Below are 20433 nucleotides of genomic sequence, written 5' to 3' on the forward strand. Positions count from 1 at the left end.
CGGCCTGGAACCGGAAGGCGTACCGGCGCACAGAGATCAGCCTCTTGGCGGGTTCTCCGCCAAGGGGGTGATTCGTCCCGTCATCGGGTGGTGTGGGCGCCGCCGTTCACGTGCAGGGTCTGGCCCGTGATGTGGCTCGCGCCCTCGGATGCCAGGAATTGCGCGGTCTCGGCGATGTCGCTCGGGCGACCCGGCCGCCCGTTGTGAGTCGAGTCGATCAGTGCCGTTCGGCGTTGTTCGCTGAGCTGCCCGTGGAAGAACCCGGTTTCCTCGATGTAGCCGGGAGCGATCAGGTTGGCCGTCAGGCCCTTCGGGCCGATCTGCGCGGACAGGCCGGCGTTCCAGGCCGCCAGCGCCGCCTTCGCCGCACCGTAGGACGTCGAGGCGTATTCGGCGCCGATGGATCCGACGTTGATGATGGTGCCGCCCGGCCGTAGCTTGTCGAGCACGGCCGTCGTTGTGAGTACTGCACTGAGCAGGTTGGCGTCCAGGTTTGCGCGCCACGCGTCCTTCACCTGCTCCAGGTCCGCCGGTTCCCCGGACCGCTGGAGGTCGGTGTTGCCGCCGGCCATGTTGACCAGCACGTCGAGGTGTTCCCCAAGTTCGGCGGCCAGGTCTGCCAGCTGCCGGGGATCGGCCGCGTCGCAGGCGATCGAGCGGACGTCTAGCTCGGCCGCCGCGGCCGCCAGCCGTTCCTGGTCGCGGCCGGTGATTATCACGGTGTCCCCGTCGGCGCGGAATCTTGCCGCCACAGCCTTGCCGATTCCGCTACCGCCTCCGGTCACCAGCACGATGCGGTTCACTGTTGACCCCCAAATGATACGTTTAGAGCTAAACATATCGCGGGAGGGTTGTCGATGTCCAACGGTTCAGACGCCGAGGGTTATCCGCTCGCTTCGACCTCCACGTGGCCGGCGGCGGACATCGCCACCGCCTGGCAACGCGAACTCCCCGGCGTGAACACGGATTCCATCGAGGTCATCACCCCGATCTGGCGCATGGCGAAGGTCCTCGCCGACGACCGGCGGCGCACCCTGAACAGGCTCGGGATCGATCCGTCCACGCTGGACCTGCTCAGCGTGATCCGCCGCGCCGGGCCGCCGTACGAACTCACCACCCGCGAGATCACCCGCCGAACGCTGGTCACCCCCGGCGCGGTCTCCCAGCGCATCGCCCGGGCCGAACAGGCCGGGCTGGTCGCCCGAGCACCGTCGACGGCATCGCGCCGAGCGGTGGCCGTCCGGCTGACCGACGCCGGTCACCGCCTCATCGAAGCCACCGTGCGCGAGCTGCTCGAACACGAGTCGCAGCTGATCAGCGCGCTCGGCGCGGCCGAACGTGCGTCCCTCACCGGATTCCTCGCCAAGCTCGAACAATCGCTCGTCGGACCGCCCCGGGACGAACCGGCGGGCTGAGCTCGTCCACTTCGGACTCATTCGGGGTCCTGCTCCGCCGGTTCAGCTTCCAGGTTGGGGCGGGTGCCGAACAGGTTCCACTTGCCGGGGATCACGTTAGGTGACAGGAAGGTTCCCATGCTCCACCCGCCCGCAGAAGGCGAATCGCTGCCCAACAGCTCCGAAGCCGAACTGCGCCAGGTGATGCCGAAGTTCGCGGGCTGAACCGCTCCGGCACGTGGTGGGCTTGCGGTCACTGATCGTTCTCGGCTCCGCCGGAGAACGAGCCGAGCTCGTAGAAGTCGTTGATGTGGCCGCGGACGAGTTCGACAGCCCGCGGCGCGTCGTGCTCCTCGATGGCCCGCAGGATCTCCCGATGCTCGGCGCGCACCGCCTTCGCGGTCTCGCGCCAGTCCGCCAGCTGCTCGTACGCGTCGACCATCTGGCGTTGGATGACGGTGCGCAGCGAGCTCATCAGGTAGGAGGCCAGCGAGTTCCCGGTGGATTCCGCGACCCGCACGTGGAATTCGGTGTCCAGCCGGTTGAAGTCGCGGGCGGTGAGCTCCGGCGCGTCCATCTGGTCCAGGATGCCGCGCAACGCTTCGTGGTCCTCGTGGGTTGCGTTGCGCGCCGCGTCGGCGACCGCCCACTCCTCCAGCATCAGCCGGGTGCGGAGGACGTCGGTGTCGCTGAAATGCCCGAGCGCCAACTGCATCTTCAGCAGGATCGCGAAGCCCTCACCGGGACGGCCGACGAACACCGTCCCGCCTTCGGGGCCGCGGCCGGGCCGAACTTCGACAATGCCGAGCGCTTCCAGCACGCGCAGCGCCTCGCGCAGCGACGGGCGGCTGACGCCGAGGAGCTGTGAGAGTTCACGTTCGCTGGGCAGCCGGTCGCCCGGGGCGAGCAGCCCCTCCAGCATGCGCTGCTCGATCTGCGCCATGACCTGCTCGTAAGTGCGGACCTTGCGCACCGGCTCCCATGAGCTCGGGCTCGCGGAACTCATGCTTCTCCTCGATCTCCAGCGGTGCCCAGGACCGCTCTACCTTACGGGCGACGTCCGCCGCTGTCCGGCGTCAGCCGCGCCTTGTCCGTTCCAGCTCGCGCCGCAACTGCACTGCCAGCATTGTTTCGTCCACTTCGATGTCGTCCCAACCGAGCACGCCGCCTTCGGGAACGTCGTTGCGCAGCTTGAAACCACGCGCCAACCCCATCGGCAACGCCCCCGACTTCAGCGACACCTCAGCCGGGGCAAGCCTGCCGTAAACCATGTAGCCGCCCTCACCGTCGAGGATTTCCCCGGCCTTGAGCGCGCGTTTGGCGACCGAGACCACGTCGCTGCGGAAGCCGGTCGGGCATCCGGTCGCCTCGCCGCGACTGCGGCCGAAGTGACGCTGACGCCGAGTTCGAGCCCGATCATGTGGTACGGCCGGTAAAGCGAGCCGTAGCGTCCGGTCTCATCCGTGCGCACACCGTATTCGGCGAAGCACTGAACGGCGTAGTCGGTGCGCGCTTCGAAGGTGACGTAGACGCCCCAACGCAGGTCTCGCGCCACCTCGGTGCCGTCGCGGTGCAGGCTGGAGGCGATCTCGACGGTGCCCCGGCGGGCCAGCTGACCGCCGATCTCTGCAGGCCGGACATGGTTGCCAGGTCGTCGACGCCGCACGGCGGGAAGAACAGACCTTCATCCTGCGGCACCAGCCCGGTGCCGTTGGCCACGGCCGCCATCTCGATTGCCGACTTCGTCCCATCCAGGAACGAGTTGAACATCTTCGGGTTGAAGTCCCCGCGGTCGAGCTGCTCCGGCGTGAAGCCGTAGTGGTCCCACACCGTGTCCGGGGTGGAAGCGTGGTATTCCGGCAGGTACTTCGTGCCCTTGCCCGCGGCCACCACCTCGAAGCCGACCGTGCGCGCCCAGTCGACGAGCTCGCAGATCAGCGCCGGCTGGTCACCGTATGCCATCGAGTAGACGACCCCGGATTTCCGGGCCCGCTCGGCGAGCAGCGGCCCCACCATGCAGTCGGCCTCGACGTTGACCATCACGACGTGCCGACCGGCATTGATCGCCCGGACAGCGTGATACGTGCCTGCCACCGGATCGCCGGTGATCTCCAGGACCACGTCCAGTCCGGAGCATCGATCAACGCATCGGCGCTGTCGGTGACATGCGTCCCGCCACTGCGCAACGCCTCGTCGAAGTCGGCCGCCGCGTAACGCTCCGCTGGCCAACCGGTGCGCTCCAGCGCTGCGCGTGCCCGCTGTGGCGCCAGATCTGCGACACCGACGACGTGCACGCCTTCGGTGCTCAACGCCTGGGTGAGGTACATCGAAGCGAACTTCCCCGCCCCGAGCACCCCGACCCTGACCGGTCCCCGATCCCGTGCCCGCTCACCCAACAAAGTGTGGAAATTTCATCAAGCCCCTTACTGGCCATACGGTCTGACCATAACTGGCGTCGAACCTAACGCCACCCCCGCCCACCGTCAATCCGCCACAGAGGGCGACAGCATGGGAACCTTCCTGTCACCCAAACCGCGACAGCACAGTTCGGAAGCGGGACCACCGTTCTCTCAATTTGTTGAAAACGATTATCATTGCGTTGCTGGAGCGGTTTCAGCCGCCTCGGCTCTGCAGCAAGGGAACCTTCCTGCCATCCGAAGCGAACACGGACCATCAAATCGCCAGAGAGGACGCGATGCAGCACAACCTCGAACACCGCATCGGCGAGTACACCCTTCGGGCCGCCAAACCATCCGACGTCGACGGCGCACGAAAGGTCATGCTCGACACCTTCTACAAGGAGTTCGGACACGGCTACGACTCGACATGGCACACGGACGTGATCGGCATCGAGCACGCTTACCTCCAAAACCCCCGGCACGCCCTGTTCGTCGCGGTCCGCAACGGCGAGGTCGCGGCGACAACCGCAGTGCGCGCAAACGGACCCAGCAGCCCGCCACATCCACAATGGATCGTCGACCACTACCCGAGCGGCGAGACCGCCCAGCTGTTCCGGGTTTACGTCGACAGAGCGCATCGCCGACACGGCCTCGCACGCGCCCTGGTTGCGATGGCTTGCGACTTCGTCGCCGACACCGACGGATATTCGGCGATCTACCTGCACACCAACCCGGCGATCGAAGGAGCCGAACCCTTCTGGCGCGCGATGGCGAAGGAGATCTACGACGCGCGCGGAGATCACCAGCACAGCCCGGCCATCCACTTCGAAATCCCGATCCCGCGCTGAATGCACCCGAGGTGGACCGCGCCAGTGACAGGAAGGTTCCCATGCTTCACCCGGGCAGCGTCACCACGCTCGACGGGCACGATAGCCACGCGAAGGAACGCGCGGCCGCCCAACTGCAGCATGGGAGCCTTCCTGCCGGCAACAGCCGCCGAACACCACGTTCAGGAAACTTAATGCGCGAGAAAGTAACGACACCACCGAACACCTCATACATACGGCGACAATTCGCAATTAAGGACCGTCTATAGCCCGGTCGGCCCTCATTACATATAATTCCCAACCATCACCACACCGACCCCTACCTGCTAAAACAGACCATTCGATCAATGTTTCCACTGCATAAGAGCAGAATTCTGCGTATGGACGTCGCATCACCTGCCAAGTCAACATCGATTCATCCAGAAACGACGTACCGGTGATCGATGTGCGCCGCCTGCGGCCGACGTCGGCACCGGCGGGTAGCGAGGAGAATCGACGTGAACGTGCGTCATAAGGCTGCCGCGCCTGCTGTTCTCGGCTGCTTGTCCATCGTGGCTGTCGGTGCGCTGCCAGATCATGTAGAGCATGTGCTGGCCGGTAGCAGATGTAGGCGCGACCGGCCGGCGCCTGCATGTCACCGTGGGCGAACGCAACCTGCGGGACCGACAGCCCGGAGGCCTTCTACTCCTGCTCGGGCGTGATCTTTGGACGACAGGGCACCGCGCAAACCGGCGCGCTCGAAGCTCAGCAACCCGCAGGCTTGACGCCTGCCGCCTCACACGACCAAGGCACCCATGAGACCACGCGACCCGCGACTCCCGCTTCGGTTACGTCCCTCTGGGATCGCGTGATGGGCTGGTTCGCCTGACCTCGAGCCCACCCCGGGGGAGAGCATGGGAACCTTCCTGTCACGGAGGTGGCAGGAAGGTTCCCATGCTTCAGCTCACGAGCCGATGCCGGTGAGGGAGCGCACTTCCATCTCCGCGGTTCGCTTCTCGCTCACCTGGCTTGACCGCCCCGCCCCGTACCCGATCACCAGGGTGCACAGGTAGAACACGGCCATCGTGGAGGTCGCCCAAACCACGGAGCGCCGTGCCTGCAGCGCATCGGGCACTGTGTAGAACCGCATCAGCACATGCGGCAGCCCAGCGACGCCCAGGACCAACGCCAGCGACAGCGACACGAAGTCCAGTTTGGTCACGTCGCTCTGCCCGTACTTCGCGCCGGGCGAGAAGATCCGGTCCCCCAACGGGTTCTGCTCCGCCGCGTGCTGCAGGAGCGAGGTGATGCTGAACCCGAACTTGCCCATCAGGAACAAGGTCATCATGACCGCGCACAGCAGGAGCATGCCTGTCTTGATGATCTGCACCCAGGTGGTTCCCTTCATGCCGCCCACCAGCACGTAGACGACCATTACCAAACCGACGCCGCCGATGACCAGCGTCTGGCCGCCGGAGCTGTGCACGTCGAGCAGCAGCGCCACCAGGCTGCCCGCGCCAGCCATCTGGGCGATCATGTAGACGAACGAAATCACCAATGTGGACACTGCGGCGGCCGCGCGGACCGGCCGCTGCCGCATCCGGAAGCTAAGCACGTCACCCATCGTGAAGCGCCCGGTGTTGCGCAGGAGTTCGGCGACCAGCAGCAGGTTGATCAGCCAGCCGACTAGGAAGCCGATCGAGTAGAGGAAGCCGTCGTAGCCGTGCACCGCGATAGCCCCGGCGATTCAGAGGAACGACGCCGCCGACAGGAAGTCCCCCGGACAGGGCGATGCCGTTCTGCGCCCCGGTGAACCGGCCACCGGCGGCGAAGTAGTCGGTCGCGGTGCCGGTGCTGCTCACGCGGTAGACCATGTAGAGCGTGATCAGCACGAACACCCCGAAGATGCTCATGTTGAGCACCGGGTTGGTGTCGATCACCGAGGGTCCTCCCCGACCGCGTCCTGGTAGAGCGCTTGCACCCGCGGATCGATCTGGCGAGCCGCGTACCGGAGGTAGAGAGCGGTGATCAGAATCGTGGTCGCGAACTGGCCGCCCCCATGACGAGGGCGATGTTGACCTCGCCGCCGAGCCGAATGCTCATGAATTCCGGCTGGTAGGCGGCGATGATGACGTATCCGAGGTACCAGATGAGGAATACCGCGGTCATCGGAAAGGCGAAGCGGCGCAGCATGGCGCGCAGGTCGAGGAATTCGGGGCTTCGCGCGATGCGCTCGTAGTCCGGTGCCGGCGGTCGATGAGCTCGCGGCGCGGGCTTGTCGACCTACCTTACCGAAGGTGGCGGCCGCTGCGGGCCCGCCGCTGGGGTGCGCGGCGGCGGGGGCTGAGTTGCGTTGGGCATGCGTCCTTCCAAGCAGTAGAACTGCATCGACGTGATTTCGGCCGATGCTTCGGAGTACCCCGCGCTCCGTGGCCGATCACCTGGATCCCGCTTCGATCCGGCGATATCGAGTGGTTTGCGAATCCGAGGTGTCGGTGAACCGCGCTGCCTGCGCTGCCAACCAGCCCGGAAGTCTAGCCAGCGAACCGGCCCACACAGCGTTCTGCAACAACACAGCACACACATTGATGAATTCGTCGATCACGGTATGTGGTCAACGTGATGTATCTGATCAGCCCCGAAGCACCATCATGCCTACCTGCTAGCACCCGAAAAACCCTGGCGGGAAGCCAGTTTCAGCTGGTCAACAAGGCAGCCAGCGGACTCGCCGGGAACCCGGGCGGCACTTCCCCCAGCCCCCTGGCCGAAAAAATCATTCGTAGCTTCAACATCTACCTATCGAGCGACAAAAGCGCATCCAGACATTGCCACGACGACCACAATCAGTGTTCACGACTTTCCCCATCCGGCACCGCCCCGGCAAGAATAATCTCCACCGGCGACGAATTCGCTGGTCAGCAAACCAAATCCGAGATGCGGAGGAGATCATTTCGTTGAGGTAGTGTTCTGCCACCGACACTCGGCGACGAAGAATCCGGTGCGGCCGCGAGCACCCCCGACATCGATCGCAGGCTCCGGACTCCGGTGTCGACGACCGCACCGGCCACCAGCGAAAACCGGCCGCGAGCAGCGCCACCAGCCACCAAGACCTGCCGCGCACACCACAGACGGGCCCAGGCTGCCCACCACATGAACGCGCCGTCGGTGCAGACTTCGACCGCGCGGGAAAGGACTGCGTCGTGAGCAGCGGACTCGAAAACCCGGCCGCGAACGCAACCCGGGCGTCCACGTGGTCGCGCACCACACAAAAGCTCACCGGGTGGATCACCAATTGGCGCAACTGGAAACTACCGGTCAAGATCACCGCCGTCGTACTCGTTCCGGTGATCTTCGCACTGGTGCTCGGCGTGCTGCAGATCCTCAGCCAGATCAACCAGGCCGACCAATACGCCAAGCTGGACCGGGTGGTCGCGGCCGGCAACGTCGTGCGCGCGGCGGTTGGCCAACTGCAGCAGGAACGCAGCAAGGCCGCGGAATTCCTGGTGCGCGGGCCGGTTTCCGCGCCGGAAGTGCAGGAACGCTACACCGCAACTGACCGGGCCCTGGACGAGATCCACCAGCGACTGCGGGCCGTCCCGGACAGCGATGCGGTCCGGTTCGCCCGGCAGGACACCGACCGGCAGCTCACCGGGCTCGCTCCGATCCGCCAGCAGGTGCTGGGCGGCCACCCGGACCCCGGGGTAGTGATCAACACCTACACCGAGTTCGTCGGGGTGCTGCTTGCGCTCGACCGCACGCTGACCAGCCAGATCTCGTCGTCCCAACTGGTGTCCACCGCCATCAGCGCGCACGAGCTGGCGCAGATCAGCGAGGAGATGCAGCTCCAGCAGGCCCTGGTACTCGTGGGGCTGACCCGCGGCAACTTCACCACCGACAACCTGACTCGGCTCGCGGCCAGCGAATCGCGCCGCACCTCCGCGGTCAAGGAATTCCGCGCGTCCGCCACGCCGCCACAGCGGATGCGCTACGACCAGCTCTACGCCAAGCCGGAGGTGCCGGCGCGGGAAACGTCGGTGCAGCTGGCAATGGTCGAACGCGACAACAGCAAGTCGCGGATCTCCACGCAGCTGATATCGCCCTCGGCGTGGAAGGACCAGTCCCGGACGGCGCTTGAAGCGCTCTACACGCTCCAAACGCACCTTGACCAGCAGCTGCACGACACCGCGTTCGCCTTGCAGGACACCTCCAGCAACATGGCCGGGCTGGAGTCTGTGATCCTGCTGTCGGCGCTGCTGATCGCGGGCGCGATCGTCGTGGTGGTCGCCAGGCACCTGCTCGGCTCCCTCGATATCCTGCGGCGCACCGCACTGGACACGGCGAACCACCAGCTGCCGCAAGCTGTCGCCGACATCCGCGCCGGTCACGCCAGCCGATCCCCCGTCGACCAGGTGCCGGTTGAAAGCACTGACGAGATCGGCGAAGTGGCGAGGGCCTTCGACGACGTGCACACCCAAGCCGTCAACCTCGCCACCGAGCAGGCCGAACTCCGCCGCAGCTACAGCGATTCGTTCGTCAACGTGTCGCGACGCAGCCAGAGCCTGCTGGAACGGCAGCTCCGGCTGTTCGAGCAGCTCGAACGCGACGAGGAAGACCCCGACCAGTTGGCGACGCTGTTCCAGCTGGACCACCTGGCCACCCGGATGCGCCGCAACAACGAGAACCTCATGGTGCTTTCCGGGGCTGACCCGGCGCGGCGGTTCTCGCAGCCGACGTCGCCCGCGGATCTGATCCGGGCCGCAGTGTCGGAGATCGAGCACTACCCGCGGGTGATCGTCCAGCCGCTGCCGGACGTCAAGATCGTCGGATACGCTGCCAGCGACCTGGTGCGGCTGCTGGCCGAACTCCTCGACAACGCGGCGAACTTCTCAGCCCCGGAAACCCAGGTCACGGTTTCCGGACATCGGCGCGGCGACGGATCGCTGGAAGTCGGCATCGTCGACCGCGGCATTGGCATGTCCCCGGATGAGCTGACCGCCGTCAACCAGCGGCTGGCCACCGACGAAGAGATCAAGCTGTCGACGTCCCGGCGCATGGGCCTGTTCGTCGTCGGCCGGCTCGCCAGCCGCCACGGAATCCGGGCCGAACTGCGCCCCGGACCCGAAGCGGTCGGGGTGCACGTCGCGGTCAGCCTCGGCCCCGAACTGCTGGTGGATGTGGCGGGCCCGGCACTGCCGGTCGCGGCCAACGGCATCGTGCCCAACGACCGCACCGCTGACACGCTGGTCGAGGAGTTCGACTGGGAGGCGGCCGAACAGGACGCGTCCAGCCAGCGCCACCTCGTGCACAACGGAATCCACCTGTTCCGTTCCCCTGCCAACGGGGCTCCGCCCGTGCCGCCAGGCGAACTGTCCAACACCCAGGAGATCACCCCAGCGCCCGCGCAGATCCCCGAACAGCACAACGACGAGACAGCCCCGGCACCGATCTTCAACAACCTCGCCTCCGCGTGGTTCCAGGTGCCGTCGCAGTCCTCCCACACCGCCACCCGCCCCGCCATCCAATGGCCCGCTCCCGCAGCAGATGCTGAGAGGATGGGAACCTTCCTGCCACCGATGACAGGAAGGTTCCCTTCCTCCCAGCCCGCGCGTAACGGTCACCGCGGCCAGAGCGTGTGGACCTTCGCGAACGACGAAGTACGACAGCGGGCAGAGAAGGTTGCGGCCGCAGAACCCGCCGACTACACCACTGCGGGTCTTCCGCTGCGGGTCCCGCGAGCGAACCTGGTGGCCGGGAGCGCCGGAGCCGATCACAGCGAACGGGCACGGCCGCCCCGCGATCCGCATGTTGCCCGCAGCCGGTTGGCGAACTTCCAGGCCGGTGTTCGGCGTGGCCGCCACAGGCAGCACTCGGCCCCTCACAACGGCACCGCACCGGCAGGGGCGTCGCCGCAGGTGGTCCCAGAGCCAAGCACCAACGGCGCCGCCGCAGCACCCGAGCCACTCATCGACCAGGAATCCGTCGACTACACCACTGCCGGGCTGCCCCGGCGAACCCCAAGAGCCCAACTGGTGCCGGGAACGGCTACCGATCCGGCTGTGACGCCGCGCCGCGATGCGGACCTGATGCGTGGGCGGCTGGCCAGCTTCCAACGCGGAGTCCGCGAAGGCAAGCACAGCCTCCGCGACGCGCGCTAAGCCGACTAACGCCGGTGACAACCCGAATCAGTGGAGAGGACAGGAGGGCCGATGAACGCCCAAAACTCCCAACCGAACCAATTCGGCTGGCTGGTCACGGACTTCACCGAGAGAGTTCCAGGCGTGGCGCACGCCGTGGTCGTCTCAGCCGACGGGCTGCTGCTGACGGCATCCGCGAGACTGCCCACCGACCGGGCCGACCAACTCGCGGCGGTCGCATCAGGGCTGCTCAGCCTCACCCAAGGCGCGGCGCGATGCTTCGAAGCCGGGGCCGTGAACGAAACCGTGGTTGAAATGGAACGCGGCCTCATGCTGCAGATGGCGATCAGCGACGGCTCGTGCCTGACGGTGCTGGCCGCGCCGCACTGCGACATGGGCCTGATCGCCTACGAAATGGCTTTGCTGGTGGAACGAGTCGGCCAGATTCTGACCCCCGAACTGCGCTCCCAACTGCAGGGAACGAATCGGGTGATGACCGGCCAGTCGGTGTGAGGACGGCATGAGCACAGGTCCGGACTCGTCCGGGCGACACCGCTGGGATGACCGAGAGTCACCCGAAGCTGACGCCATGGCCGAGGTCTTCAACCGGTTCACCCTCGACAGCGGCCGTCGCGGGCGCCGCCGCAAACGGGCTCGCGACGAGCCCGAACCGCAGGAATCGGCACCGCCGAGGCCGGAGCCGCCCTGGCCGTCGTCCGAACCGGTCGACCTCCCGGCCCTGTCCGCGGCTCGTGAGCAAGCGAACCCCCAGGAGTTCGAAGCTGCAGCCACCTACATCCGGCCATACACATGGACGGGTGGGCGCACCCGGTCGAATCACCGGCTGGAGCTGGAAACCCTGGTGTCCACCAGCGAATCGGGTCCACCGGGGAGGCTACAGAGGCTCGAACACCACTCAGTCGCCGAGCTGTGCCAGCGTCCGCGTTCGGTGGCGGAAATCGCTGCGCTGCTGAACGTTCCGCTCGGCGTGGCGAAGGTCCTGCTCAGCGACATGGCCGACCTCGGCCTGATCATGGTGCACCGAACAGTGAGCGAAAACGGCAGCAAACGGCACTTGTTGTTGATGGAAAGGGTTCTTGGTGGGCTTCGCCGGCTCTGAACGTCTGGGCGCGGATCTCATGGAGCAGCTCGCGAACCGCAGACGCCCGGTCGACTCGATACCTGAGGTTGGCAGACATGACACCTGAAACGCGATCCTGTCCCGCGCAAACCGGTGGTCGGTCCACGACCGCAACCTCGGCGAAGATCGTCGTCGCGGGTGGCTTCGGAGTCGGCAAAACCACCTTCGTCGGTTCCGTGTCGGAGATCGTTCCGCTGACCACTGAGGCCGTCATGACCGAAGCCAGCAAAGGCATCGACGACCTGCACGCCACCCCGAACAAGAACACCACGACGGTGGCCATGGACTTCGGCAGGTTGTCGCTGGATTCCGATCTGATCCTCTACCTTTTCGGAACCCCCGGCCAGCAGCGCTTCTGGTTCATGTGGGACGACTTGGTCCGGGGCGCGATCGGCGCCGTGGTGCTCGTCGACACCCGGCGCCTTGCGGACTGCTTCTCAGCCATCGACTTCTTCGAAGACCGCCGACTGCCCTACATCGTAGGGCTCAACTGCTTCGACGGAACCCTGCTCCACCGCGTCGAAGAGGTCCGGGAAGCCATCGCGATTCCAGCCGACGTCCCGATCGTCACCTGCGACGCCCGAAATCGCGAATCCACCAAGCAAGCACTGATCCGGCTGGTCGAGTACGCCATGCACTGGTGGCTGCGCCGCACCGCCTAGTCTGGTGCAGCAAGGGAACCTTACGGTCATCCCAGGCAGGATCCCCTACCGCACTCCTACCTGTCACCTGGTAGCTGGCCGTTCGGCCACGTGAATGGGCTTTGCTGCTGGAACCGTGCGTCGTCGGCTGTTTCAGCGGTCTTGTCCTGTTCGCTGCCCAAGGCGACATCAACGGGCCGCTGGTTGCCGCCCGCGGAGTCCGCGACGGTGAGGGTGACCTTCGAGCCAGGCGCGTGGGCGCTGACCTGGGCAACCAGGTCCGAGAAGCTGCTGACCGCCCGGTTGTCGACCTTGACGATCGTCTCCCCTGCCTTGATGCCTGCACGGTCTGCGGCAGAACCGGGCACGACCGAGTTGATGGTCGCTGCTCCCGACTGGCTGTTGGTTCCGGTGACACCGAGTTGGGGCTTTGACGCCACGCCACCGCTGATGAGTTCGTTCGCGATGCGGCTCGCCGTGTCGATCGGGATCGCGAACCCCAGTCCGATGTTTCCTGAGGAGCTGCTGTTGGAAACGATGCTGGTGTTGATGCCGATCACCTGGCCGTCCACGTTCACCAGTGGGCCGCCCGAGTTGCCCGAGTTGATCGACGCATCGGTCTGAATGCCGTTGTAGATGACGGGCTGGCCGTCCTCCCCCTGCACTTCGACGGTTCGGTTCAGCGCGCTGACGATCCCCGAGGTAACCGTTCCCTCTAGCCCCAAGGCCGGGTAGTTAAGGCGTGAGCCGGTTTGTCAACCCCCCGGGAACGGGCAACGGAGTCCCTGCTAGATCGGTGTCGACCAAGATCACCAGATAGCAGGAACTCCGTTGGATACCCAGTCTGTCATCACCCGCACGATCACCGTGTCCGGGGGCCGGTTCGCACCCGGCCACCTCGGTGAACTCACCCAGCACCTGCCCTTCGAGATGGTCGATGAGGCCCTGACCGCCACCCGCACCACGCAGTCCCGGCTGCGGGATCTGCCCTCACGGGTGGTGGTCTACCTGCTGCTGGCCGCGTGTCTGTTCCCCGAGATCGGCTATCCCGGCGTATGGCGCAAACTCACCGCCTCGCTCACTGGCCTGCCCCTGGTCACCCCCACCACCAGCGGACTCGCGCAAGCCCGCCGCAGGATCGGCGTCGCGCCCTTGCGATGGTTGTTCGACCTGCTCCGCGGACCGGCAGCCACGGTGGGGCAGCGCGGAACCTGGTGGCGTGGCCTGCTGGTCTGTGCGATCGACGGCACCACCCTGACCGTGCCCGACAACCCCAGAATGCTGGCCCGCTTCACCAAACACCGCGGCAACCACGGTGGCACCGGCTACCCCCAGATCCGGCTGGTGGCCCTGCTCGCCTGCGGCACACGCACCCTGATCGACGCGGTGTTCGGCCCCACCACCACCGGCGAGACCACCTACACACCACACCTGCTGCGCAGTCTGCGACCAGGGATGATCCTGCTGGCCGACCGCAACTTCGGCGCCAAAGACCTCATCACTGAGATCGCAGACACCGGCGCCGACGTCCTCGTCCGGCTGAAAAACGGCCGCAAGATGCCAGTCCTGGCCCGATACCCCGACGGGTCCTACCTGTCGATGCTGGGCCGGCTGCTGGTACGGGTCGTCGAGTGCGAGATCACCATCTCCACCACCGCCGGTCGGCACACCGGTGTCTACCGGCTGGCCACCACACTGACCGATCACCAGCACTACCCGGCCGCCGAGTTGATCACCTTGTACCACCACCGGTGGGAGATCGAAACCGCCTACCTGGAACTGAAATCGTCCATCCTCGGCGGCCGGGTGTTACGCGCCCGCACCCCGGCCGGTGCCGAACAGGAGATCTACGCCCTGCTGGTCACCTACCACCTGCTGCGCACCGCGATGGCCGACGCCACCAACACCCAACCCGACATTGATCCCGACCGAGCCAGCTTCACCATCGCCTACCAGGCCGCCCGTGACCAACTCATCCAGGCCGCCAACGTCATCGCCGACACGGTCATCGATCTGGTCGGCACCATCGGCCGCCATATCCTGGCCGACCTGCTGCCCGCCCGACGACTACGGGTATGTCCCCGCATCGTCAAACGCGCCATCTCCAAATACCAGGCCCGAGGCCCGAACATCGACCGAACCAGCTACAAAGCCACTGTCGGCGTCGACATCCTCACACCCGCAGACCCTTGACGATCACTACAACAGCCAAACTTCACGGCCTTGCCTCTAGCCCCAGTGGCGAGCCGATGGCGACGACGGGCTGCCCAACCGTCAGCTCTGAGGACTTGCCGAGTTCCGCTGGGGTTAGCCCACTCGCCCCGTTGAGCTTGATAACCGCCAGGTCGTATGAGGGTGAGGTGCCAACGACGCTTGCGCTTCTCGTCGTCCCGTCGGGCAGGGTAACGGTGATCTCGCCGCCAGAACCGATCACGTGGTTGTTGGTCAGCACGTATCCGTCCGGGGTCAACACCACGCCGGTTCCTTCCGAACCGCTTCGGCTGCCGCGAACAGTGATGTCGACCGTGCTCGACGATGCTTTACCAGCCGCGTACTGCACGGTGCCGGTCTGAGCGTTGATCTGGGTGCCGGTAACAGGGTCATGCTGCGACAGCACGAGGCTGGAGCCACCACCATCAGTGATGATCATTCCGCCACCGACCCCGATGCCTCCCCCGATCACTCCGGCGATCAGCGCAGCCGCGACCACGCCTTTCCAACGTCGGGGCTCCGCGGTCCCGGGATTGGCCCGGTAGGTACTCGAGGTGCCCGGCAGCGGTCCGGCTGCAGGGCCGAATGATTCGGTAGGAGCGGTTTCCTGCCCCGGTGTGTGCTGCATGCCATCTCTGTACTCCGGCGCTCCGCCGGAACCAGCTGCTGTCATGCCACCAACAGTGCCGCGCAAATCTGAGAACTACCTTTGTGCCAGCTGTCGACTTCGTCGGAAACCAACCCGCGCCGGGCGCCGAACGGCTAGCCTGAGTTTCCCTCTTAAGCACCTGGCCAAAAGTCTTGTCCGAAACCTTCGGGTAGCCAGGGCGTGGTCCAGGGGGCTGCAGTGGCGAGTGTTTGTTCGGGGGTGCGACCGCGGAAGTAGGCGTGGGTTTGCCGGACACGGTCGGCCATGGTGGCGGGTGCGGTGTTGGCGATCCACTGTTTGAGCCCGGCCCAGACTCGCTCGACCGGATTGTCCTGCGGGCTGTACTTCGCGCCCTCGATCAGCATGAGGCGCGGGTGTTCGGCCAGCCACCGCTTGGTGATCCCGCTGTGGTGGGTGGATCCGTTGTCGCAGACAACGGCCACGACCGGCGCGTTGGGGTAGGCGTCGAGCAGGAGTTGGAGGAAGTAGCAGAACACCACGGAGACGTTCTTCACCGAAATGTGGTGGTGCCAGGCCCCGGTAGCGAGGTTGACGGCGCCGTGCACGGTGCGGCGAACGTTGCTGCCGGGAGTGAGAATCCTGTGTCGCAGGCCGGCGGGCATCCAGCAGGCCCGGACTCGGGCCAGTAGGTCGAGGTGGGTTTCGTCTTCGGCCAGTACGACCGATCCGGCGGGGAGAGCAGCGATGCGGGTCTGAATGTCGGCGCAGATGGTGTCGTGGTCGGGGTCTCCTTTGGCGATCAGGCGGGGGCGGCACCAAGTGGCTTGTTCGCGCAGCCGCCGGTAGAAGGTGCGCAGGCTCATCTGTGGTCGCCCGGCCGCACGCCAGACACGGTTGGTGGTCCAGGCTTTCGGGGTCTGTAACAGGTTTCGGATGCGTTGCCCGAGCCGTGGGCTGCCCAGGCGGGGCCGTCCACTGCGCGGCCGGTCGGGCAGCCCGTCGATGCCGTCGCGGGTGTGACGGCTGATCCATCGCCGCACGGTGACTGGGTCGTAGTGCAGTAGTTCGGCGATTTCGGGGGCACTCATCCCGGCTGCGGACAGCAGGATCATGACGATGCGGGCGGCGACACGCCACTGCCGGTGCAGGGCGGTGATCAGATCGCGGTGCTGTGCGGGGGTCAGGTCGGCGTAGATGTGTGCCGGGCGCATACTTGTTGTGGCCTCGTCGGGTCGATCCAGTTGTGGTGACCAGATCCAACCCGACGAGGTTCTTCACGTTCACAAGGGGTCTCACATCAGTAACAGACACAACTTCTGGCAACCTGCTTAACATGATCAACATCAGAGTTTCGGCTGATCAGAGGGCACGTTTCATGATCCCCGGCGTATTACCCAACTAGCTCGATCACCGCTGTGGTGTGCTCGCAGGTCACCGACGTGAGGCCGCGGAAACTCGATGTTACGCCATGGGCCGTCGGGACTGGCCGCTGCCGTACTGGGTAATACAGTGGCCCGGGTCGAAACCTAAGCGCCCCAAGGGAAATGCTGTCGAGCAATCAGCTAGCGGGGAAACGCAGGCTAGGAGCATGGGAACCTTCCTTTCATCGGATGGCAGGAAAGTTCCCATGCTCGCGCCCTAAGCAGGTTGCCAGAAGTTGTGTCTGTTACTGATGTGAGACCCCTTGTGAACGTGAAGAACCTCGTCGGGTTGGATCTGGTCACCACAACTGGATCGACCCGACGAGGCCACAACAAGTATGCGCCCGGCACACATCTACGCCGACCTGACCCCCGCACAGCACCGCGATCTGATCACCGCCCTGCACCGGCAGTGGCGTGTCGCCGCCCGCATCGTCATGATCCTGCTGTCCGCAGCCGGGATGAGTGCCCCCGAAATCGCCGAACTACTGCACTACGACCCAGTCACCGTGCGGCGATGGATCAGCCGTCACACCCGCGACGGCATCGACGGGCTGCCCGACCGGCCGCGCAGTGGACGGCCCCGCCTGGGCAGCCCACGGCTCGGGCAACGCATCCGAAACCTGTTACAGACCCCGAAAGCCTGGACCACCAACCGTGTCTGGCGTGCGGCCGGGCGACCACAGATGAGCCTGCGCACCTTCTACCGGCGGCTGCGCGAACAAGCCACTTGGTGCCGCCCCCGCCTGATCGCCAAAGGAGACCCCGACCACGACACCATCTGCGCCGACATTCAGACCCGCATCGCTGCTCTCCCCGCCGGATCGGTCGTACTGGCCGAAGACGAAACCCACCTCGACCTACTGGCCCGAGTCCGGGCCTGCTGGATGCCCGCCGGCCTGCGACACAGGATTCTCACTCCCGGCAGCAACGTTCGCCGCACCGTGCACGGCGCCGTCAACCTCGCTACCGGGGCCTGGCACCACCACATTTCGGTGAAGAACGTCTCCGTGGTGTTCTGCTACTTCCTCCAACTCCTGCTCGACGCCTACCCCAACGCGCCGGTCGTGGCCGTTGTCTGCGACAACGGATCCACCCACCACAGCGGGATCACCAAGCGGTGGCTGGCCGAACACCCGCGCCTCATGCTGATCGAGGGCGCGAAGTACAGCCCGCAGGACAATCCGGTCGAGCGAGTCTGGGCCGGGCTCAAACAGTGGATCGCCAACACCGCACCCGCCACCATGGCCGACCGTGTCCGGCAAACCCACGCCTACTTCCGCGGTCGCACCCCCGAACAAACACTCGCCACTGCAGCCCCCTGGACCACGCCCTGGCTACCCGAAGGTTTCGGACAAGACTTTTGGCCAGGTGCTTAGCAGTCCGCTGCTCAAAAAAGGGTGCCCGACACAGTACCGAATCTGGGCAATCAGCGAAGCTATCGACTTGGCATGCTGGATAGTGCTTGGCATGCGTACAACGGTCACCAAAAGCTCAGTCATGCCGTGCACCGATCGACGGGTTCTTCGCGTCGTCGAGCTGGAGAATCTCGGGATCTCTCAGTCGACGTCGTATCGTCAGGCTCGCCCCGGCGGGCCCTGGACGCGGCTCGCTCCTGGCGTCCTGCTCATCGCGCCAGGACCACCGACGATCAGAGATCGCATCAACGCGGCGCTACTACGTGCCGGGCCCGGGGCGATGATCACGGGCCTGCACGCCGCACGGCTGCTCGGGTTGAGAACTCCCCCGGAAGAGGCGGACATTCACGTGCTGATCCCGCACCGCCGCAAGGTCCAGAGCTACCCCGGAACGAAATTCGAACGGACAACCTGGACCGCCCCGGGTTTTGTGGAGACCTGATCATCTGTCTCGTGGGGCTATGCCGCTGTCGGGGGCTGCACGTGTCTGCGTTGCCAGAAGGCTTGCTCGAACTCCATCGGTGGCCTGTCGCCGCACCAGGAGTGCAACCGTTCATGATTATACCAGTAAACCCATTCCGCGGTCGCCAAGGTGACCTCGGCAGCGTTTTTCCATGGGCCGTTCCGGCCGATGAGTTCCTTTTTGTAGAGAGCGTTGACCGACTCTGCCAGCGCATTGTCGTAGGAATCGCCCGTACTGCCAACAGATCGTTCGATCCCGGCGTCGGCAAGCCGTTTCCCGTAACGGATCGAGGTGTATTGAACACCTCGATCGCTGTGATGCACCAATGCTTTACTGAGATGCTCTCTCCGGGACCACAATGCCATATCGAGCGCGTCTAGCGCAAGCTCGGTTCTCAGGTTGTCCGACACCTGCCAGCCCACGATCGCACGGGAAAACACATCCGTCACGAAAGCGGTATAGCAGAAATCGCCATCGAGAATGTCCACATAGGTCACATCGGTGACCCACAGCTGGTTCGGCGCCGGCGCCCTGAAATCTCGTTCCACCAGGTCACGCGGCCTGGTGTCCGCACTGCCGGGGATCGTCGTCCGCGGCCGGTGCCGTGTGGCCACGACCCCGGTCATGCCTTCGGCACGCATCAGTCTCTCAACCGTGCACCGCGCCACCTTCACCCCCTCGCGTAAGAGCTGTTTCCACACTTTCCGGGCTCCGTACATGCCTTTGCCCTGCTGTTCCCAGACCGCCCGGATCTCCGGGATCAGTTCCTCATCCCGCAACCGGCGATCCGACGGCTGCTCCTGACGTTTCTTCGTCGCGTAATACGTCGAGACCGCAAACCCGATCACCTCACACACCGGGGCGACACCGAATTCGCCGCTGTAGGTATCGACGAACCCGGCTATCTCGGCGGTCGAGGGTCCAGTTCCCGTGCGAAAAAAGCAGAGGCCGCTTTCAGGATCTCGTTCGCCCGGCGAAGCTCGCGGTTCTCCCGCTCCAATTCAGCGATCCGCGCGTCAGCCTCCGACATCGAGCCCGCCACCCGCTCGCCCGAGGGCCGCCGCCCCTGATCGTCCTGACGTAACCAGTACCGCAACGCCTCCGGATTGACCCCCAACTGCTGGGCCACCCGCGCGATCGCCCCACGCCCCGGACCCAGCTCCCGCTCCAGATCACGCACCATCCCCACCGCGCGCTCCTTCAACTCCACCGGGTACTTCCTCGCTGCTGCCATGCCGTTCATCCTTTCCAGAACCAACGGCCTCCAACAAACCCGGGGTGGTCCAACCCGACTACCGAAACCAATTCATGTCAACGGTATTCCGGTCGCCCCTCCGGTGCGGGCAGTCATGGATGGTGCCCGTACTTGGCAGACCTGGACCGTGACGGAAAGCCTGCTGTTCGAGGCGATTCAGCAGGAGAATCTCTGCCGGTTCGAGGACCTCGTCGCCGAGATGGAGCTCGGCAGCAGGCGCGGAACAGCAGTGCCACGTGCAATTCTCCGCACGTTCAAGGACTCACCAACGCCGTTCCGGGGTGTCCAGTCACGGGGCGCGCCACCAGCGGCTCTGCGTGAACGGAACGCGGCCTGAGGGTCCATGGCATTGGGTCCGGGGCTGGTGCTCGACGGGTTTCCGGGGCAGCATGCCAGGCATCGACCGCGTCGTGGGAGGTGCTGTGGCAAGCGCTGGACAACCACCAACTCTGGTCACTGCCCGCCGGCTCGTCGCAATGGCCGACCAGCCGCACGTGGATGCGGATCGGCCCGCTCTGGCGAGCCTGGGCGAATGGATTG

The 20433-nt window shown here is 65.5% G+C and carries 19 protein-coding genes and 2 pseudogenes; 10 read left to right on the forward strand and 11 right to left on the reverse strand.

The window, feature by feature from the left end:
• Positions 1-80: 80 nt before the first annotated feature.
• The gene (locus tag FDZ84_RS06450; RefSeq protein WP_168585142.1) at positions 81-803 is read right to left on the reverse strand and encodes an SDR family NAD(P)-dependent oxidoreductase; all 723 of its coding nucleotides are present in this window, start codon (positions 801-803) and stop codon (positions 81-83) included.
• 54 nt (positions 804-857) lie between these two features.
• Here FDZ84_RS06450 and FDZ84_RS06455 point away from each other — a divergent pair, with 54 nt between their 5' ends.
• Positions 858-1415, forward strand: a complete 558-nt coding sequence (locus FDZ84_RS06455) for a MarR family winged helix-turn-helix transcriptional regulator (protein ID WP_168585143.1) — start codon at positions 858-860, stop codon at positions 1413-1415.
• A gap of 232 nt (positions 1416-1647) precedes the next feature.
• Here FDZ84_RS06455 and FDZ84_RS06460 read toward each other — a convergent pair whose 3' ends face one another.
• From FDZ84_RS06460 to FDZ84_RS37660, 4 genes and pseudogenes are all read right to left on the reverse strand, one after another.
• Complete coding sequence (locus tag FDZ84_RS06460) at positions 1648-2400, reverse strand: FadR/GntR family transcriptional regulator (protein ID WP_168585144.1); 753 nt, start codon at positions 2398-2400, stop codon at positions 1648-1650.
• A gap of 70 nt (positions 2401-2470) precedes the next feature.
• Positions 2471-2728 carry an SAF domain-containing protein gene (locus FDZ84_RS37650; protein ID WP_210435453.1) on the reverse strand — a complete coding sequence of 86 codons (258 nt, stop codon included), beginning with the start codon at positions 2726-2728 and terminating at the stop codon, positions 2471-2473.
• Positions 2626-3434, reverse strand: a pseudogene (locus FDZ84_RS37655) (hypothetical protein). The gene FDZ84_RS37650 and the pseudogene FDZ84_RS37655 overlap by 103 nt, the downstream one beginning before the upstream one ends.
• Complete coding sequence (locus FDZ84_RS37660; RefSeq protein ID WP_210435455.1) at positions 3434-3721, reverse strand: hypothetical protein; 288 nt, start codon at positions 3719-3721, stop codon at positions 3434-3436. Before FDZ84_RS37660 ends, FDZ84_RS37655 begins: the two are co-directional and overlap by 1 nt.
• Before the next feature lie 368 nt (positions 3722-4089).
• Here FDZ84_RS37660 and FDZ84_RS06470 point away from each other — a divergent pair, with 368 nt between their 5' ends.
• The gene (locus FDZ84_RS06470; protein WP_168585145.1) at positions 4090-4641 is read left to right on the forward strand and encodes a GNAT family N-acetyltransferase; all 552 of its coding nucleotides are present in this window, start codon (positions 4090-4092) and stop codon (positions 4639-4641) included.
• Between the two features lie 997 nt (positions 4642-5638).
• On the opposite strand, the pseudogene FDZ84_RS06475 reads toward FDZ84_RS06470, so the two are convergent.
• Together FDZ84_RS06475 and FDZ84_RS38610 are read right to left on the reverse strand one after the other, a co-directional pair.
• Positions 5639-6512 (reverse strand): annotated as a pseudogene (locus FDZ84_RS06475) (cation acetate symporter); the annotation flags it as partial.
• Positions 6513-6627: 115 nt separating this feature from the next.
• The gene (locus tag FDZ84_RS38610; protein ID WP_246868843.1) at positions 6628-6792 is read right to left on the reverse strand and encodes a DUF485 domain-containing protein; all 165 of its coding nucleotides are present in this window, start codon (positions 6790-6792) and stop codon (positions 6628-6630) included.
• A gap of 426 nt (positions 6793-7218) precedes the next feature.
• Between FDZ84_RS38610 and FDZ84_RS06485 the strand changes: the two genes are divergently transcribed.
• The 5 genes from FDZ84_RS06485 to FDZ84_RS06505 all read left to right on the forward strand — a co-directional run bounded on the left by FDZ84_RS06485 (position 7219) and on the right by FDZ84_RS06505 (position 12536).
• Positions 7219-7557, forward strand: a complete 339-nt coding sequence (locus tag FDZ84_RS06485) for a hypothetical protein (protein ID WP_168585146.1) — start codon at positions 7219-7221, stop codon at positions 7555-7557.
• A gap of 242 nt (positions 7558-7799) precedes the next feature.
• Positions 7800-10754: a nitrate- and nitrite sensing domain-containing protein gene (locus FDZ84_RS06490; protein ID WP_168585147.1), complete on the forward strand. Its 2955-nt coding sequence runs from the start codon at positions 7800-7802 to the stop codon at positions 10752-10754.
• Between the two features lie 51 nt (positions 10755-10805).
• A complete protein-coding gene (locus FDZ84_RS06495) occupies positions 10806-11246 on the forward strand; it encodes a roadblock/LC7 domain-containing protein (RefSeq protein ID WP_168585148.1) in 441 nt (146 codons plus the stop codon).
• A gap of 76 nt (positions 11247-11322) precedes the next feature.
• Positions 11323-11853: a DUF742 domain-containing protein gene (locus FDZ84_RS06500; protein ID WP_246868844.1), complete on the forward strand. Its 531-nt coding sequence runs from the start codon at positions 11323-11325 to the stop codon at positions 11851-11853.
• A gap of 77 nt (positions 11854-11930) precedes the next feature.
• Entirely contained in the window at positions 11931-12536 is a 606-nt protein-coding gene (locus FDZ84_RS06505) for an ATP/GTP-binding protein (protein ID WP_168585150.1), read from the forward strand.
• Between the two features lie 56 nt (positions 12537-12592).
• Here FDZ84_RS06505 and FDZ84_RS06510 read toward each other — a convergent pair whose 3' ends face one another.
• Positions 12593-13240 (reverse strand): S1C family serine protease, encoded by a 648-nt coding sequence (locus FDZ84_RS06510; protein WP_168585151.1) that lies wholly within the window; start codon positions 13238-13240, stop codon positions 12593-12595.
• Positions 13241-13346: 106 nt separating this feature from the next.
• On the opposite strand from FDZ84_RS06510, the gene FDZ84_RS06515 reads away from it, so the two are divergent.
• Positions 13347-14708: an IS4 family transposase gene (locus tag FDZ84_RS06515; protein ID WP_168585152.1), complete on the forward strand. Its 1362-nt coding sequence runs from the start codon at positions 13347-13349 to the stop codon at positions 14706-14708.
• A 22-nt stretch (positions 14709-14730) separates the two neighbouring features.
• Here the strand turns inward: FDZ84_RS06515 and FDZ84_RS06520 are convergent, their stop codons facing one another.
• Together FDZ84_RS06520 and FDZ84_RS06525 are read right to left on the reverse strand one after the other, a co-directional pair.
• Positions 14731-15225, reverse strand: coding sequence for a S1C family serine protease (locus FDZ84_RS06520; protein ID WP_168585153.1), 495 nt, complete (start codon positions 15223-15225; stop codon positions 14731-14733).
• A 281-nt stretch (positions 15226-15506) separates the two neighbouring features.
• The gene (locus tag FDZ84_RS06525) at positions 15507-16547 is read right to left on the reverse strand and encodes an IS630 family transposase (RefSeq protein WP_168585154.1); all 1041 of its coding nucleotides are present in this window, start codon (positions 16545-16547) and stop codon (positions 15507-15509) included.
• A gap of 548 nt (positions 16548-17095) precedes the next feature.
• Here FDZ84_RS06525 and FDZ84_RS06530 point away from each other — a divergent pair.
• Positions 17096-18136 carry an IS630 family transposase gene (locus tag FDZ84_RS06530; protein WP_168585154.1) on the forward strand — a complete coding sequence of 347 codons (1041 nt, stop codon included), beginning with the start codon at positions 17096-17098 and terminating at the stop codon, positions 18134-18136.
• A gap of 91 nt (positions 18137-18227) precedes the next feature.
• Complete coding sequence (locus FDZ84_RS06535; protein ID WP_168585155.1) at positions 18228-18617, forward strand: hypothetical protein; 390 nt, start codon at positions 18228-18230, stop codon at positions 18615-18617.
• Positions 18618-18634: 17 nt separating this feature from the next.
• On the opposite strand, the gene FDZ84_RS06540 is transcribed toward FDZ84_RS06535, so the two are convergent.
• Positions 18635-19881 (reverse strand): IS3 family transposase gene (locus tag FDZ84_RS06540; RefSeq protein ID WP_371812682.1). Its coding sequence is split into 2 segments (ribosomal slippage): positions 18635-19575 and positions 19575-19881, totalling 1248 coding nucleotides; the frame shifts between segments, so codons are not numbered across the junction.
• Positions 19882-20433 lie beyond the last annotated feature (552 nt).

Origin of the sequence: Saccharopolyspora sp. ASAGF58, from assembly GCF_012277335.1 — a bacterium.
Taxonomy (GTDB): domain Bacteria; phylum Actinomycetota; class Actinomycetes; order Mycobacteriales; family Pseudonocardiaceae; genus Saccharopolyspora; species Saccharopolyspora hattusasensis.

Excerpts from the sequence above, each read along its gene's own strand:
- FDZ84_RS06455 (WP_168585143.1), top strand. The coding sequence starts at position 858 with ATGTCCAACGGTTCAGACGCCGAGGGTTATCCGCTCGCTTCGACCTCC.
- FDZ84_RS06460 (WP_168585144.1), bottom strand. The coding sequence starts at position 2,400 with ATGAGTTCCGCGAGCCCGAGCTCATGGGAGCCGGTGCGCAAGGTCCGC.
- FDZ84_RS37660 (WP_210435455.1), bottom strand. The coding sequence starts at position 3,721 with ATGTACCTCACCCAGGCGTTGAGCACCGAAGGCGTGCACGTCGTCGGT.
- FDZ84_RS06470 (WP_168585145.1), top strand. The coding sequence starts at position 4,090 with ATGCAGCACAACCTCGAACACCGCATCGGCGAGTACACCCTTCGGGCC.
- FDZ84_RS38610 (WP_246868843.1), bottom strand. The coding sequence starts at position 6,792 with ATGCTGCGCCGCTTCGCCTTTCCGATGACCGCGGTATTCCTCATCTGG.
- FDZ84_RS06495 (WP_168585148.1), top strand. The coding sequence starts at position 10,806 with ATGAACGCCCAAAACTCCCAACCGAACCAATTCGGCTGGCTGGTCACG.
- FDZ84_RS06500 (WP_246868844.1), top strand. The coding sequence starts at position 11,323 with ATGGCCGAGGTCTTCAACCGGTTCACCCTCGACAGCGGCCGTCGCGGG.
- FDZ84_RS06505 (WP_168585150.1), top strand. The coding sequence starts at position 11,931 with ATGACACCTGAAACGCGATCCTGTCCCGCGCAAACCGGTGGTCGGTCC.
- FDZ84_RS06525 (WP_168585154.1), bottom strand. The coding sequence starts at position 16,547 with ATGCGCCCGGCACACATCTACGCCGACCTGACCCCCGCACAGCACCGC.
- FDZ84_RS06530 (WP_168585154.1), top strand. The coding sequence starts at position 17,096 with ATGCGCCCGGCACACATCTACGCCGACCTGACCCCCGCACAGCACCGC.
- FDZ84_RS06535 (WP_168585155.1), top strand. The coding sequence starts at position 18,228 with ATGCGTACAACGGTCACCAAAAGCTCAGTCATGCCGTGCACCGATCGA.